Below are 13,779 nucleotides of genomic sequence, written 5' to 3'. Positions count from 1 at the left end.
GGAGCGCATTCATGGCTGTTGGTCTTGGTCCGTTGCCAACGTTGCACCCGGTTGCCGGTTTTGAACTCGGTATCGCCTCGGCGGGCATCAAGCGCCCCGGGCGCAAGGATGTCGTGGTGATGCGTTGTGCCGAAGGCTCGACGGTTGCCGGGGTGTTCACCCTCAACGCTTTTTGCGCAGCTCCAGTCATCCTGGCCAAGCAACGCGTGCAGGGGCCGGTGCGTTATCTGCTGACCAACACCGGTAACGCCAACGCCGGTACCGGCGCGCCAGGCCTGGCCGCCGCCGAGCGCACTTGCGCCAAACTGGCCGAGCTGACTGGTGTCGATGCCAGCCAGGTGCTGCCGTATTCCACCGGGGTGATCGGTGAGCCGTTGCCGGTCGAGAAGATCGAAGGCGCGCTGCAGGCCGCTCTCGATGATCTGTCGGAAAACAACTGGGCCGCCGCCGCCACCGGCATCATGACCACCGACACCCTGCCCAAGGGCGCGAGCCGCCAGTTCCAGCACGACGGCGTGACTGTCACCGTCACTGGCATCAGCAAAGGCGCCGGCATGATCCGTCCGAACATGGCGACCATGCTCGGCTACATCGCCACCGACGCCAAAGTTTCCCGGCAGGTGCTGCAAGACCTGATGCTCGACGGCGCCAACAAGTCGTTCAACCGCATCACCATCGACGGCGACACCTCCACCAACGACTGCTGCATGCTGATCGCCACCGGCAAGGCCAACTTGCCGGAAATTACCGAGGCCAGTGGTCCGCTGTTCGCCGCCCTGAAGCAGGCGGTGTTCGAGGTGTGCATGGAAGTGGCCCAGGCCATCGTGCGTGACGGCGAAGGCGCGACCAAGTTCGTGACCGTGCAGGTCAACGGCGGTGGCAATCACCAGGAATGCCTGGATGTCGGCTACACCGTGGCGCACTCGCCGCTGATCAAGACCGCGCTGTTCGCCTCCGACCCGAACTGGGGCCGGATCCTTGCCGCCGTTGGCCGTGCCGGTGTGCCGGAGCTGGACGTGAGCAAGATCGACGTGTTCCTCGGTGAAGTGTGCATCGCCAGCCAAGGCGCCCGTGCAGCGACCTACACCGAGGCGCAGGGGGCGGCGGTGATGCAACAGGAAGAAATCACCATCCGTATCGAGCTGGGGCGTGGTGCTTGCAGCGAAACGATCTGGACTACCGACCTGTCCCACGAGTATGTGAAGATCAACGCTGAGTACCGGACTTAACCGGTTCGGGACCGAGTTGCTGCCATCGCGAGCAGGCTCGCTCCCACAGGGATTTGCTGGGTGGCTTAGAAAGTGTCTACACCGCCGATCCCCTGTGGGAGCGAGCTTGCTCGCGATGGCGCCAGTACAGACTCCACAAAACCAAAAGAAAGGAATCCACATGAGCCTGCACCTGATCATCGGCGACAAAAACCTTTCTTCCTGGTCTCTGCGCGGCGCTTTAGCCCTGGCGCTGACCGGCGCGAAGTACACCGAAGAGTTGGTCAGGCTCGACCAACCCGACACCCGCGAGAAACTGCTCAAGTATTCGGCCACGGCCAAAGTCCCATTGCTCAAGACCGAATTCGGCGTGATCGCCGATTCCCTGGCGATTGCCGAATACCTGGCTGAGCAATTCCCCGCCGCCGGCCTCTGGCCCAAGGATGTGGCTGCCCGGGCCCAGGCGCGCTCGGCCTGTGCGCAAATGCACAGCGGCTTCTTTGCCATTCGCAGCAACATGCCCTTTGCGTTGACCCGCAATGCACCGCTGTCGCCGATGCCACCTGAGGTCCAGGCGGAGATCCAGCGGATGCTGGCGCTGTGGGCTGAATGCCGTGCTGCTGCCACCGAGGCCGGCCCTTACCTGTTTGGTACCTTGAGCCTGGCCGACGCGTTTTTTGCGCCAATTGCCGTGCGCCTGCGCACCTATCAGGTGGAATTGCCCGAGGTCGATGCGGCCTATGTCGAAACCCTTTATCAATGGCCGGCGTTCAAGGCGTGGCAACAGGCCGGCCTGGAGGAAACTGCGCGGTGAAACGAGTACACGTAGCGGCGGCGGTCATTCGTGACGCTGCTGGCAAGATCCTGATCGCCCGCCGTGCCGACACCCAGCACCAGGGCGGTCTGTGGGAGTTTCCTGGCGGTAAGGTCGAGGCCGATGAGTCCGTCGAAACCGCCCTGGCCCGGGAGCTTCATGAAGAGCTGGGCATCGTGGTCGGCACCGCTCGGCCGCTGATCAAGGTGCGCCACGATTACCCGGACAAACAGGTATTGCTGGATGTCTGGGAAGTCTCGGCGTTCAGCGGCGAGCCCCATGGCGCCGAAGGGCAACCGTTGGCTTGGGTGACGGCCCGTGATCTGCCGAACTACGAGTTTCCGGCGGCCAATCAACCGATTGTCGCGGCGGCCCGCTTGCCGGGCGAATACCTGATCACGCCTGAAGGCCTCGAAACGCCCAGCTTGTTGCGCGGCATGCAGAAGGCTATCGCTGGTGGGATCAGACTGCTCCAGCTACGCGCCCCCAACGGCTACGACCCGCAATACCGCGACCTGGCGGTGGATGCGGCGGGGTTGTGTGCCGGCAAGGCCCAACTGATGCTCAAGGGACCGTTCGAATGGCTGGGGGATTTTCCTTCCGCTGGCTGGCACATCACCGCCGCACAACTGCGCAAGCATGCGGCGGCAGGGCGCCCTTTCGGCAAGGACCGCTGGTTGGCTGCTTCCTGCCATAACGCCGAGGAACTGTCCCTGGCGCAGCAGATGGATGTGGACTTCGTCACCCTTTCGCCGGTGCAACCGACCCAGACCCATCCAGACGCCCAGCCGTTGGGGTGGGCAGAGGCGGCGCGGTTGATCGAGGGTTTCAACAAGCCGGTCTACCTGTTGGGTGGGGTCGGGCCTGGCGAACGGCAAAAGGCCTGGGAGGCTGGGGCGCAGGGTGTGGCGGGGATTCGGGCGTTTTGGCCTGGGGCTTGATTTTGTGGTGTGCTGCTGACGCTATCGCGAGCAAGCTCGCTCCCACAGGGATCTACCGGGTGACATAGATAACATGTACACCGCGGATTACTGTGGGAGCGAGCTTGCTCGCGATGAGGTCCTCACAAACGATACACCTCTGTGATCACTCCCCCGGCTTGGTCGCCGCCACCCAAAGTACCTCCGCCACCCCCTGCCGCCGTGCGATGACCCGAGCGGCCACGAACAACAAGTCCGACAACCGATTGATATAGGCCAACCCTGGCCCGGCCAGCGGCTCCATGGCGTTCAACTGCTGGCAACGGCGCTCGGCGCTGCGGGCCAGGCTACGGCAGACATGGGCCTGGGCTACCAGGGTCGAGCCGCCGGGCAGGATGAAATTCTCCAGCGGCCCCAATTCCTCGTTCCACACATCAATCGCCGCTTCCAGTCGTTCGACTTCCGTCGTGTTCAGCGCCTGATAGGCCGGCATAGCCAGTTCACCGCCGAGATCGAACAGCCGGTGCTGACAAGGCGTCAGCACTTCGATGACCTCCTTGAGTGCCGGGTATTGAGCCATTTCAGCGGCAAGGCCGGCCAGCAGCAACCCCAGCTGACTGTTCAGCGTGTCCACTTCGCCAATGGCCTCGACCCGCGGGTGATCCTTCGGCACGCGGCGACCATCGCCCAACCCGGTTTCACCTTTGTCGCCGGTGCGGGTGTAAATCTTCGACAGGCGAAAACCCATGCTCAGCGCTCCAGTTGCTTGTTTTCCTGCGCCACCATCGAAGTGCCCGTCAGGGGCAGGCGCAAGGTGAAGCAGGTGCCTTGGCCCGGCGCTGACTGCACTTCCATCTGGCCCTTGTGGTTGTTGGTGATGATGAAATACGAAACCGACAGCCCCAGGCCCGTGCCTTGGCCGATTTCCTTGGTGGTGAAGAACGGTTCGAAGGTGCGTTTGCGCACGTTTTCGCTCATGCCGATGCCGTTGTCCTCGACCTGGATTTCCGCCCACGGTGGATTCAACCGCGTGCGCAGGATAATGCGCCCGGGCTCGCTGTCGTCCTGGCGTTGGTGGATCGCCTGGGCGGCGTTTTTCAGCAGGTTGAGCAGTACCTGCTCCAACTCGTTGGCCGTGCCGGGCACCGGGCCCAGGTTCGGGTCGAACTGACGGATGATCGCCTGGCCCTTGAAGTCGAAACCAATCGCCAGGTCGAAGTCATTGCCGGCGATTTCCACCGCTTGGTCGATCAGTGCCGGCAGGTCGCATGGCGCCATTTGCCGGGTACTGCGCCGGCTGAAGCTGAGCATGTGGGTGACGATTTTCGCCGCCCGGGCACCGGCCTGTTGAATGCCGTCGAGCAACTGCGGGATCTCTCGGCTTTGCAGGTAACGATTGACCACCGGTAGCTCGATACCCAGTTGCTCGGCCTGTTCGAGGTTCTTGGGCAATTCCGGCGACAGGCGCCGACGGATGTTTTGCACGTTGTGCAGGATCGCCCCCAGCGGGTTATTGATCTCGTGGGCCATGCCGGCTGCGAGGCCGCCGACCGAGAGCATTTTCTCCGATTGCACCATCATTTCTTCCAGCGACAGGCGCTGGGTGATGTCATCGATCCGGATCACCACCCCGCGCCCGGCGCCGCCCATCAGCGGGTAGAAGGTCAGGGCGTAGTGCCGGGCTTCGTCGTCCTTGGTCCAGGTGACGCGTTCGATTTTGGCCACCGTGTGCTGCTCGACCGTCTGCTTGAGCTGCGGCAGGTAGGGCTTGAGCGGTTCGAAAGCGAGGAAGATCGGTTGGTTCAGCGCCTCGTCCAGTCGTGTGCCGGAGAGGGCACTGGCTTCCTGGTTCCATTGGGTGACGTAGAGCTGTTCGTCGAGGGCGATCAGCGCTGACGGCATGGAGTCGATGATGCTGTTGAGGTAGTTCTGGAAGCCCGTGAGCTTCTTCTCGATCTTGCTGCGCACCTGGACTTCCAGCTCCAGCTTGCGGTTGGTGTGGCGGGTTTCTTCCGCCAGGCCCTGGGCCTGGTCGTAGGCGGCCTGGGAGTCGTCCCTGGCGCGCTTGAGTTGCTGTTCCCGGGCTTCGATACGCGAGAGCATGGTGTTGAACGCCTCGGCCAGGCTGCCGATTTCATCGTGGTTGCCGCGAGCGGCGCGCAGGGCATAGTTCTCCTCGCGGGTGACCTGGCGCGACAGCTCTTCGAGCTGATGAATTGGCTGGGTGATCAGGCGTTTGATCTGCTGGGCAATGATCAGCCACAGCAACACGCTGAAAATCAGGATGCCCAGGCTGGCGGTCAGGGTGCCGGTGTAGAACGCCGTGGGCAGTTCGCTGCTGGCCACCAGCAACAGGTGACCGGGCTCCGTGCCGGGACGGGGTAGGGTGATGACCTGGTTGCTGCGGAATTCGCCAGCCTGCCAGGCCTGCATATGGCGGTAGTGGTCCGGCAGCTTGAGTTTTTCGGCATGCTGAAGCTGCGCCAGGCGTTCGCCCTGGCCGTCGTATAGCGCCGCTGCCCGTAGCGGTGCATAGCTGTTGAGTTCATCGAGCAGGCGCTTGGCACTCTGTGGCGATTGCAGGGCATCGGAGATCAGGCTTGGATTGGCCACCAGCCGGCCGATGGTCTGCAGGGCCTGGGGCGCCATGCTTTCCTGGGAAATGTAATAGGCGGCGCTGATAAAGGTCAGGTTGGCCACCAGCAGGACAGTGGTCAACAACACCAACAGGGCGGCCAGCAGCTTCTGGCCGACCGGGAGGTTTTCAAGGCGCTGGCGCAATGGCATCAGACTCATCATTAAAGAAGGAACACGAGGGCCAGCGTAGCCGCTGCTCAGTCGCTGGGCAATCCGAGGTTGTTCAAGTGGGCAATCAGTCGCTGGCGCAGCTGTTCCAAGTGCGGCACGGTCAGCTCATGGCGCTGGGCGACCTTGCAGGCGTGGCCGAGCAAATAGCTGATTTCGGTGCGACGGCCGTTGGCAACGTCCTGGTACATCGAGGAGTAGTTGGCGGCGGTGGCCTGGATCACCCGTTCCACTTCGGTCGACAAGTCTTCGGCTGCGGCGGGCTGACCGCAGCGCTCCAGCAAGTCCGTGAGCTCGGCGCAGAGGGTCGCCACTTCGCAGTGATGCGCCTGCAAGCCACCATTCTTGCAGTGATGCAGCACGGTCAGCGGGTTGATTGCGCAGTTGAGCGCCAGTTTGCGCCAGAGCCGCGTGAGGATGTCGGCGCTCCATTCGTGGGGAATGCCGGCGGCGCTCAGGTCATCCAGCCAGAACGGCGCCACCGGGTGCGCGGGGTCGCCCAGCCAGGTGTAACCGTGGCCGGCGAACACCACGCGCCAGTCACCGTCGCGGAACGCGCCTTCGGTGCTGGAAGCGCTGATACAACGGGCTTGGGGGACGCGGTTTGCTACCGCGTCCTGGCTGCCGAGGCCGTTCTGCAACAGGATCAGTTCCGATTCGGCACTCAGGCGATGGGCCACCGAGGCCACGGCCGCTTCGGCATCATAGGCCTTGCAGGCCACCAGCAGGCGCTTGATCGGCTCAGGGCTGTCCGCCATTTCGCCAGGTACCGGGTAACACTGCGCTTGACCCTGTTCCACCAGCGTCAGCCCCCCGGCCGCCCGATAAGCCTGCAAGCGGGTGTCATTGCGCAACACCAGCCGCACCGGCAGGCCGGCCCGGGCCAGGCGAGTGGCCCACAAGGTGCCGAGGCTGCCAGCCCCGAGGACGTGCCAGGTGGTGGACATCAGTTTTTTACTCGGTTTGGCGCAGGCATCTGCGGGGCTCGCGGTATCGGCAAGAAAAGACCCGTTATAATGAGCCCGATTTTAACCACAAGCCAAGCGCGCGCCTTTGTTACAGCGCGCCTTTTTATTTGGAGAACACTACATGCCGTCATTCGACGTGGTATCCGAACTGGACAAACACGAAGTCACCAACGCCGTTGAAAACGCCGTCAAGGAACTCGACCGTCGTTATGACCTTAAGGGCAAAGGCAGTTTCGAGTTCAAGGAAAAGGACCTGACCGTCAACCTGACCGCCGAGGCCGATTTCCAGCTCGAGGCGATGATCGAGATTCTCAAGCTGGCCCTGGTCAAGCGCAAGATCGACGTGCAGTGCCTTGAGGTCAAGGACGCCTATGCCTCGGGCAAGCTGATGAAGCAGGAAGCCGTGCTCAAGGAAGGCATCGACAAGGAACTGGCGAAGAAAATCGTCGCTCATATCAAGGACGCCAAGCTCAAGGTACAAGCCGCCATCCAGGGCGAGCAGGTGCGCGTTACCGGCAAGAAGCGTGACGACTTGCAGGAAGCCATCGCGGCACTGCGGGCCAAGGAATTCGGCATGCCATTGCAGTTCAATAACTTCCGCGACTGATACCGGGTTGTCTGAAATTACGGTGGCCAGAGATTGCTCCCGCTTGGATGCGCAGCGCCCACCTATAAAAGGGGCTGCTACGCAGCCAGCGGGAGCAATCTCTGGCCACGATGCCGCGTGCAACAGGAATAGGAGAGAAAGATGGACTTGAATGCTGAAGTGGACAACCTGGTCAAGGCTTCCCAGACCTGGATCCCGATGATCATGGAGTACGGCAGCCGGGTGCTGCTGGCGGTCATCACCCTGGCCATCGGCTGGTGGCTGATCAACAAGGTGACGCAGAAGCTGGGGGCTTTGCTGGCGCTGCGTAACGCCGACCTGGCACTGCAAGGGTTTATCAGTACCCTGGCCAATATCATCCTGAAGATACTGCTGATCGTCAGCGTCGCATCGATGATCGGTGTGGAAACCACCTCGTTCGTCGCTGCCATCGGTGCCGCCGGCCTGGCCATCGGCCTGGCGTTGCAGGGCAGCCTGGCGAACTTCGCCGGCGGCGTGCTGATCCTGCTGTTCCGTCCGTTTCGCATCGGCGACTGGATCGAAGCCCAGGGTGTGGCCGGTACGGTCGACAGCATCCAGATCTTCCACACGGTGATTCGCACCGGTGACAACAAAACCGTCATCGTGCCCAACGGCAACCTGTCGAATGGCATCATCACCAACACCAATCGCCAGCCGACGCGCAAAGTTGTGTTCGACGTGGGTGTGGATTACCAGGCTGACCTGCAAAAGGCCCGGGAAGTGTTACTGGACTTGGCCAAGGATGAGCGCGTGCTGGCGGATCCGGCGCCTGAAGCGGTGATTTCCACCTTGGGCGACAGTTCCATCACGGTGTCGTTGCGGATTTGGGTCAAGACGGCGGATTACTGGAACGTGATGTTCATGCTCAATGAGCAGGCACGGGATCGTTTGAAGGACGCGGGTATTGATATCCCATTTCCACAGCGAGTGATTCGGGTCGTTCAGGAATCGACTTCGGCGTAATGTTCTATTGGTTGTTGTTTGACCTTCAGGTCAGACCTTGCGTAAAAGTTGACCCAATGAAAAAGGCCCATCCGAGGATGGGCCTTTTTTTGATTACCGCGAACTAACTTTCGGCAATTACAGAACCGAAATCGGATAGTCGACGATCAGGCGGAACTCTTTGATATCGCCTTCGCCTTCGTCAGCGTTAGCGTAGTGCCAGGCTTGACGAACACGGAAGGAAAGATCTTTGGCCGGGCCAGACTGAACAACGTACTTGGCTTCGAAGTTGGTTTCGTTGTGCTTGCCATCGGCGCCGTAGAACGGGTTACCTTGACTATCGCGGTACTGGCTGTTAGCCGACAGGTTGGTACCGTCGATGTCCCAACCTTTGACGTAACGGGTCATGAAGCTCAGACCTGGAACGCCGTACTCAGCCATTTTCAGATCGTAACGGATCTGTGCAGACTTCTCGCCAGGGGCGTTGAAGTCAGAGTACTGGATGGAGTTGGCGAGGAAGATCGAGTCGCCGCCGCGGTTGTTCGTGCCCACACCGATGTAGTCGAACGGGGTGTCGCCGTTGATTTTCTGGAAAGCAACGGTGATGGTGTGCGCTTTCAGGAACGAGAAGGCAGCTGCCAGGGAGTACGCGGTGTTGCTGATGTCACCGGCCTTGGAGCTGCCAGTGTCGGTGGTGCGGTAGATGTTACCGTCCAGGTTCAGCGACTGATCGCCACCCATTGGGATGGTGTAGTTCAGGTTGCCGTAGTACTGGTTCCAGATGTCTTCCAGCTGGGCGCCGTAGAGCGATGCGCTCAGGTTTTCGGTGAAGGCATACTTGCCGCCAGCGTAGTCGATGGAGTTGGCTTCTACGCCGGCGTAGGTTGCATACAGGCCGCCATTGCGAGCGTTGCGGTCCTGGCTGGTACCCGAGTAGAAGTGACCGGCTTCGAGGTCAAGATCTTTGACTTCGCTGCTTTGCAGTTGGAAACCGCTGGCAGTTTGAGGCAGAACGCGGGAACCACCTACAGCGAACACTGGGGCAGTGCTTGGCTGCTGGTCACCAATTTTCAGCTCGGTCTTGGAGACGCGGAACTTGATAGCTGCGCCTGCTTTACCTTGGCTGTCGTTGACGTCGCCATCGGCATCGCGGCTCATGTTGCCAGTGCCGCCGGTACCGTCGCCACCGTCCAGTTTGACTGCCAGGTAACCGAAGGCATCGACGCCTACGCCTACGGTGCCTTGGGTGTAACCGGAGTTGAAGTTACCCCAGATACCTTGGGTCCAGTCTTTCTGATCGGTTGAACCATCTTTGCGGTCACGGTTGAAGTAGTAGTTGCGCAGCAGCAGTTTAGCGCTGGCATCTTCAACAAAACCCTTGGCTTCAGCCTGGTCACTTACGAAAGGTGCGGCCGAGGCCATTTGAGTACTGGCGGCTGCTGCAACTGCCAGTGCGATCATGCTCCACTTCATCACGCGCATCGTGATTTGCTCCTTTGGTTTTAGAAGAGTACTGCCGTCCCACCTGTTTTATTATCTGGGCGGCTCTTTCTTTTTGTGTCGGCGCAAACTTATATCACGCCGACCCTATTGGCGATACTTGCCCATGTAACCTTTCAGCTTCTTTACGACCATGTCGCCAATGGCTCGATCCATGTCGCATTTCAGCTGGCCCGACGCAATCGGATTCACAACTTTAATGTTGTTTTTCTTTTCCGGCATCGGTGTAAAGAGTCCGTCATTACCGCGCTTGAAGCTCCTGAGGGCAGCCTTGCCACTTTAATTTGTATGTCTGCAGGGCCCCGCTTCCGGTAGGGCCCTTTGGACGATGTGGGGATGAATGCAACAAGCATGCACAAACCCGAGTTTCGTTTACATTTTTTTCACATTTTAGCTGCTGTCGTGGTGAAACCTCATGAAACCGGGCCCCAAAGGCCTTGTTTTAAATAGGGTTGACTGCCGTGCAGCTATCGTGTTTGGCACCGACAAATGTCGCGAGACAACCAAAAACGTTACCGGTTCACCCTGCCAGGTGAGTAAATCCCGGATGCTTCGTGCACTGAGCGTAGACGCACTGTGCTGTTTTGGTGCAAAAAATTTTCAAGCTGTACGAAAATCATACAGGTCCGACGTTTTGCCTAACCCTTTGGGCGGTCGTTTCAGGTGTTCACGGTATCTTTGCGCTGTGTTGGTGCGCGAGGCTGCACTTGTTAATGCCAGGCGCCGAAAAAGACGGCTCGAATATTGGCCTCAGGCCAGGGCCCGGGCGGTACACAGTGAACGAGCCGGCATTCGCGGGTATGCTGCCAGTCTGTGCCCGGCGCAGGCCTGCGGGCCGCCAGACCGGGCAGAACCGATAACGAGCGAGGAGTACGCGCGGTGTTTGCCTTAGATCCACGATTGCAACAAGACACATTGCCCATCGGTGATTTCCCGTTGTGCCGGCTGCTCTTGTCCAACGATTCGAATTACCCGTGGTTCATCCTCGTACCGCGGCGGGAAGATATCAGCGAATTGTTTCAATTGGATGACGCTGATCAACAACAGTTGTGGAAAGAAACCACAGCGCTGGCCGAAACCCTCAAGGACTCGTTCGATGCCGACAAGTTGAACGTTGCAACCTTAGGTAACGTTGTCAGTCAATTGCACATGCATGTCATCGTCCGCAAGCGTGATGATGCTGCTTGGCCGGCCCCAGTCTGGGGCAAGCATCCGGCCAAGCCGTATAATGACGAGCAGGTGACGGCCATTCGCGAGCGATTGCGAGTGGCCCTGACCAATGATTTCAAGTTTCTGGAGGGCTGAAACCATGAACCTTGAAGCGCGTGTAACCGATCTGGAAAGCCGCCTGGCGTTTCAGGATGACACCATCCAGGCATTGAACGACGTGCTGGTGGAACAACAGCGAGTCGTCGAACGCCTGCAACTGCAGATGGCGGCGCTGCTCAAGCGCCAGGAAGAAATGGTTGGGCAATTCGAATCCTTCGAAGAAGAGGCGCCACCGCCTCATTACTGAGCAGGCCCCGAACGGCAGGCAATAAAAAACCGCGAGCAGCCAGGCTGCATCGCGGTTTTTTTACGCTTGGATCAGCGGCGCGGGAGCGCGGCGATCACATCTTCGGCCTGCAGGCCTTTGTCACGGTTCATCACGGAGAATTCCACGCGCTGGCCTTCTACCAGGACGCGGTGGCCTTCGCCACGAATGGCTCGAAAGTGCACGAAAATGTCATCGCCGGAGTCACGGGAGATGAAACCGAACCCCTTGGATGTGTTGAACCACTTCACGGTGCCGGTATCGCGGTTGGACATGTCGTAGTTCTGAGGTGCGGCGGCTGGTGACGACTTTTTGTAGAAGCTGACAGCCAAGTGCAGTGCCACCGCCAGCAGTGCCGCGGCCAGGCTGAACACAATGGCCGGTTGACCGCCGATTTCCGGCATAGGTGCCAGCAGGGCCAGGGTTTGCAGGGCAACGGCCAATACCAGCAAGGCGCTGACAAGGTTTTGCAGTTGATGACGTGGACCTTTGTTCCAGTAAGGGATAACAGGTGCGAGGGTCAGGTTGAGCAGGCCGAAAAAGGCCAGGTACAGCGCGTCGGGGTGTTGCAGGTAAGGTGTGGCTTCGGAACCCAGGCTAGGGATGAAGGACAGCAGCAGGGCAGCTGCGCCCATTAGCAAGTGGACGATTTTCAACATTTTGATTGGCTCACGGTTAAGACGGATCACAAGGAAGAGCTGGTCGGGGCGGTTCGCTTCGGAAAAATTAAGAGGCGTTGGACACGTACCCGAATCAGCCTATGCGCCACACCTGGAAAAATAGGCGTAGCGACACACTGCCTATTTAACAGCAAAGCCCTGGCCTTCTCAAACTCGTTACCGACGCGTGCCGCGCTGTTCGTCGGCCAGGAAAATCCCGCCGGCGCTTGAAGGTCCCTGGTAAAGGGCGTTGAATTTCCCCGGCTTGCCGGAACCGTTCGGTGTCCCGGCTTGTCGGTTCAGGAACGTTGGCAATTTGTCGCAGGCTACAGACGGCGACATCCACTAGAGTCATTGTCAAATTCATCACCATCAGGAGATCAACCCACATGGCAATTGATATCGGTATCAGTGAAGAAGATCGCAAGTCCATCGTCGACGGGCTGTCACGCCTGCTGTCGGACACCTATGTGCTGTATCTCAAGACCCACAACTTCCACTGGAACGTCACGGGGCCGATGTTTCGGACCCTGCACCTGATGTTCGAGGAGCAATATAACGAGCTGGCGCTGGCGGTGGACCTGATTGCCGAGCGAATCCGCGCGCTGGGCTTCCCGGCACCGGGCGCCTACTCGGTGTATGCGCGCTTGTCCTCTATTAAGGAAGAGGAGGGCGTGCCTGGGGCCGAGGACATGATCAGGCAACTGGTCGAGGGCCAGGAGGCAGTGACGCGTACGGCCCGCAGCATCTTTCCCCTGTTGGACAAGGTCAGTGATGAACCCACTGCCGATCTGCTGACGCAGCGTATGCAGGTCCATGAAAAAACCGCGTGGATGTTGCGTTCATTGCTGGACGAGCGGTAAACATCGCGCGGGTGATGAACGGGGCGTAGGTATCGTTGCCTGCGCGCCGCGTGTAGGACAGCGTAATTCGTCGCCTGCGTGCCGTTGGCTTGTCCTACGTCGATGGTCATAAAGTCATCTGGATCTGGCGATGCCGTTGAGCTTCCATAGAGCCACAGATTGGTTGTTCCAACTGAGAGGTTCGTATGGCAAAGGAGTGTCAACGGTATGATTCAAGGAAAAGCAACCAGGGAGGGGCGACAGGGGCGTTTTCGACCCATCGACATCGACCCGTTCGTCAGTGGGTTCGATATGCAACTGGCCTGTCCCTCGGCCCGATCCATCCGCCTGAACGGGTTCGCTACCTGTCTGCGGCTGGAGCAGATCTATTGGGATATTCTCGGTGCCATGGCCCGGCTCAACAGCTGTTCTGTCAGCACGTTGCTGTCCCATGTGGACCGGGAAGTGCACCTGCGTCACGGTGGGGTGCGCAATTTCAGTGGCTTGGTGCGCGTGGTCTGCGTGGTGCACAGTTTGAAGGAAACCGGGATGGAGGTCGTGCAACCCACATTGGCTGGGTGAGCGCATAGCCCCATCGAAGATGGTGATGGCCTGTGCGGTCTTACGGCTGCACAGGCTGCATTTAATGGATATAATCCCGCTCTTTGCCGCAAAGCCCAACCTTTGCGCGAGTAACCTGATCGCCGAGACAACCCCCATGCCGATGTACGACTATCAATGTGCTTCCTGTGGTCATCAGATGGAAGCCATTCAAAAGATCAGCGCGGCACCGCTGGTCGACTGCCCTGCCTGCCAGGCGCCGGAACTGAAAAAGATGCTGTCCATGCCAGGTTTTCGCCTCGGCGGCACCGGCTGGTATGAAACCGACTTCAAGACCGGCGCCAAGAAGAACCTGGCCGGTGGCGACAAAGCTGATTGAGTTGAACACGCGCGAGTGC

General features: G+C 59.8%; 16 protein-coding genes. 10 read left to right on the top strand and 6 right to left on the bottom strand.

Annotated features, from left to right (window positions below):
* Nucleotides 1–11: 11 nt before the first annotated feature.
* The 3 genes from argJ (at nt 12) to J9870_RS23150 (ending at nt 2,963) form a co-directional block, all read left to right on the top strand.
* The gene (gene argJ / locus J9870_RS23160; protein WP_109753795.1) at nt 12–1,229 is read left to right on the top strand and encodes a bifunctional glutamate N-acetyltransferase/amino-acid acetyltransferase ArgJ; all 1,218 of its coding nucleotides are present in this window, start codon (nt 12–14) and stop codon (nt 1,227–1,229) included.
* Nucleotides 1,230–1,389: 160 nt separating this feature from the next.
* Nucleotides 1,390–2,022: a glutathione S-transferase family protein gene (locus J9870_RS23155; protein WP_210640437.1), complete on the top strand. Its 633-nt coding sequence runs from the start codon at nt 1,390–1,392 to the stop codon at nt 2,020–2,022.
* Complete coding sequence (locus J9870_RS23150) at nt 2,019–2,963, top strand: Nudix family hydrolase (RefSeq protein ID WP_210640435.1); 945 nt, start codon at nt 2,019–2,021, stop codon at nt 2,961–2,963. The genes J9870_RS23155 and J9870_RS23150 overlap by 4 nt, the downstream gene beginning before the upstream one ends.
* Nucleotides 2,964–3,108: 145 nt before the next feature.
* On the opposite strand, the gene J9870_RS23145 is transcribed toward J9870_RS23150, so the two are convergent.
* From J9870_RS23145 to J9870_RS23135, 3 genes are read right to left on the bottom strand one after another with little or no spacing between them, the layout of a single operon-like run.
* Nucleotides 3,109–3,690, bottom strand: a complete 582-nt coding sequence (locus J9870_RS23145; RefSeq protein WP_210640433.1) for a cob(I)yrinic acid a,c-diamide adenosyltransferase — start codon at nt 3,688–3,690, stop codon at nt 3,109–3,111.
* Nucleotides 3,691–3,692: 2 nt separating this feature from the next.
* On the bottom strand, nt 3,693–5,729 hold the full coding sequence (locus J9870_RS23140) for an ATP-binding protein (protein ID WP_210640431.1): 2,037 nt from the start codon (nt 5,727–5,729) through the stop codon (nt 3,693–3,695).
* Between the two features lie 47 nt (nt 5,730–5,776).
* Entirely contained in the window at nt 5,777–6,694 is a 918-nt protein-coding gene (locus J9870_RS23135) for a putative 2-dehydropantoate 2-reductase (protein ID WP_210640429.1), read from the bottom strand.
* A gap of 142 nt (nt 6,695–6,836) precedes the next feature.
* On the opposite strand from J9870_RS23135, the gene J9870_RS23130 reads away from it, so the two are divergent.
* Nucleotides 6,837–7,322: a YajQ family cyclic di-GMP-binding protein gene (locus tag J9870_RS23130; RefSeq protein WP_135846922.1), complete on the top strand. Its 486-nt coding sequence runs from the start codon at nt 6,837–6,839 to the stop codon at nt 7,320–7,322.
* A gap of 141 nt (nt 7,323–7,463) precedes the next feature.
* Nucleotides 7,464–8,306 carry a mechanosensitive ion channel family protein gene (locus J9870_RS23125; protein WP_210640427.1) on the top strand — a complete coding sequence of 281 codons (843 nt, stop codon included), beginning with the start codon at nt 7,464–7,466 and terminating at the stop codon, nt 8,304–8,306.
* Nucleotides 8,307–8,423: 117 nt separating this feature from the next.
* On the opposite strand, the gene J9870_RS23120 is transcribed toward J9870_RS23125, so the two are convergent.
* Nucleotides 8,424–9,767 (bottom strand): OprD family porin, encoded by a 1,344-nt coding sequence (locus J9870_RS23120; RefSeq protein WP_210640425.1) that lies wholly within the window; start codon nt 9,765–9,767, stop codon nt 8,424–8,426.
* An 897-nt stretch (nt 9,768–10,664) separates the two neighbouring features.
* Here J9870_RS23120 and J9870_RS23115 point away from each other — a divergent pair.
* Nucleotides 10,665–11,090, top strand: coding sequence for an HIT domain-containing protein (locus J9870_RS23115; RefSeq protein ID WP_210640423.1), 426 nt, complete (start codon nt 10,665–10,667; stop codon nt 11,088–11,090).
* A gap of 4 nt (nt 11,091–11,094) precedes the next feature.
* Nucleotides 11,095–11,301 carry a SlyX family protein gene (locus J9870_RS23110; RefSeq protein ID WP_210640421.1) on the top strand — a complete coding sequence of 69 codons (207 nt, stop codon included), beginning with the start codon at nt 11,095–11,097 and terminating at the stop codon, nt 11,299–11,301.
* Between the two features lie 71 nt (nt 11,302–11,372).
* Here the strand turns inward: J9870_RS23110 and J9870_RS29715 are convergent, their stop codons facing one another.
* Both J9870_RS29715 and J9870_RS23100 read right to left on the bottom strand, forming a co-directional pair.
* Complete coding sequence (locus tag J9870_RS29715; RefSeq protein WP_210640419.1) at nt 11,373–11,978, bottom strand: cold-shock protein; 606 nt, start codon at nt 11,976–11,978, stop codon at nt 11,373–11,375.
* A gap of 177 nt (nt 11,979–12,155) precedes the next feature.
* A complete protein-coding gene (locus tag J9870_RS23100; protein ID WP_210640417.1) occupies nt 12,156–12,320 on the bottom strand; it encodes a hypothetical protein in 165 nt (54 codons plus the stop codon).
* A gap of 47 nt (nt 12,321–12,367) precedes the next feature.
* On the opposite strand from J9870_RS23100, the gene J9870_RS23095 reads away from it, so the two are divergent.
* The 3 genes from J9870_RS23095 to J9870_RS23085 all read left to right on the top strand — a co-directional run bounded on the left by J9870_RS23095 (nt 12,368) and on the right by J9870_RS23085 (nt 13,760).
* Nucleotides 12,368–12,841, top strand: a complete 474-nt coding sequence (locus J9870_RS23095) for a Dps family protein (RefSeq protein WP_210640415.1) — start codon at nt 12,368–12,370, stop codon at nt 12,839–12,841.
* A gap of 207 nt (nt 12,842–13,048) precedes the next feature.
* On the top strand, nt 13,049–13,402 hold the full coding sequence (locus J9870_RS23090) for a ribbon-helix-helix domain-containing protein (protein WP_210640407.1): 354 nt from the start codon (nt 13,049–13,051) through the stop codon (nt 13,400–13,402).
* A 136-nt stretch (nt 13,403–13,538) separates the two neighbouring features.
* A complete protein-coding gene (locus J9870_RS23085; protein WP_003178589.1) occupies nt 13,539–13,760 on the top strand; it encodes a zinc ribbon domain-containing protein in 222 nt (73 codons plus the stop codon).
* Nucleotides 13,761–13,779: the final 19 nt, after the last annotated feature.

Origin of the sequence: Pseudomonas sp. Tri1, assembly GCF_017968885.1 — a bacterium.
Lineage (GTDB): Bacteria > Pseudomonadota > Gammaproteobacteria > Pseudomonadales > Pseudomonadaceae > Aquipseudomonas.
This window is presented reverse-complemented; position numbering and strand designations above follow the sequence as displayed.

Coding starts and splice junctions, on each gene's coding strand:
- argJ (WP_109753795.1), top strand. CDS start 12: ATGGCTGTTGGTCTTGGTCCGTTGCCAACGTTGCACCCGGTTGCCGGT.
- J9870_RS23155 (WP_210640437.1), top strand. CDS start 1,390: ATGAGCCTGCACCTGATCATCGGCGACAAAAACCTTTCTTCCTGGTCT.
- J9870_RS23145 (WP_210640433.1), bottom strand. CDS start 3,690: ATGGGTTTTCGCCTGTCGAAGATTTACACCCGCACCGGCGACAAAGGT.
- J9870_RS23140 (WP_210640431.1), bottom strand. CDS start 5,729: ATGCCATTGCGCCAGCGCCTTGAAAACCTCCCGGTCGGCCAGAAGCTG.
- J9870_RS23135 (WP_210640429.1), bottom strand. CDS start 6,694: ATGTCCACCACCTGGCACGTCCTCGGGGCTGGCAGCCTCGGCACCTTG.
- J9870_RS23130 (WP_135846922.1), top strand. CDS start 6,837: ATGCCGTCATTCGACGTGGTATCCGAACTGGACAAACACGAAGTCACC.
- J9870_RS23125 (WP_210640427.1), top strand. CDS start 7,464: ATGGACTTGAATGCTGAAGTGGACAACCTGGTCAAGGCTTCCCAGACC.
- J9870_RS23120 (WP_210640425.1), bottom strand. CDS start 9,767: ATGCGCGTGATGAAGTGGAGCATGATCGCACTGGCAGTTGCAGCAGCC.
- J9870_RS23110 (WP_210640421.1), top strand. CDS start 11,095: ATGAACCTTGAAGCGCGTGTAACCGATCTGGAAAGCCGCCTGGCGTTT.
- J9870_RS29715 (WP_210640419.1), bottom strand. CDS start 11,978: ATGTTGAAAATCGTCCACTTGCTAATGGGCGCAGCTGCCCTGCTGCTG.
- J9870_RS23100 (WP_210640417.1), bottom strand. CDS start 12,320: ATGTCGCCGTCTGTAGCCTGCGACAAATTGCCAACGTTCCTGAACCGA.
- J9870_RS23095 (WP_210640415.1), top strand. CDS start 12,368: ATGGCAATTGATATCGGTATCAGTGAAGAAGATCGCAAGTCCATCGTC.
- J9870_RS23090 (WP_210640407.1), top strand. CDS start 13,049: ATGATTCAAGGAAAAGCAACCAGGGAGGGGCGACAGGGGCGTTTTCGA.
- J9870_RS23085 (WP_003178589.1), top strand. CDS start 13,539: ATGCCGATGTACGACTATCAATGTGCTTCCTGTGGTCATCAGATGGAA.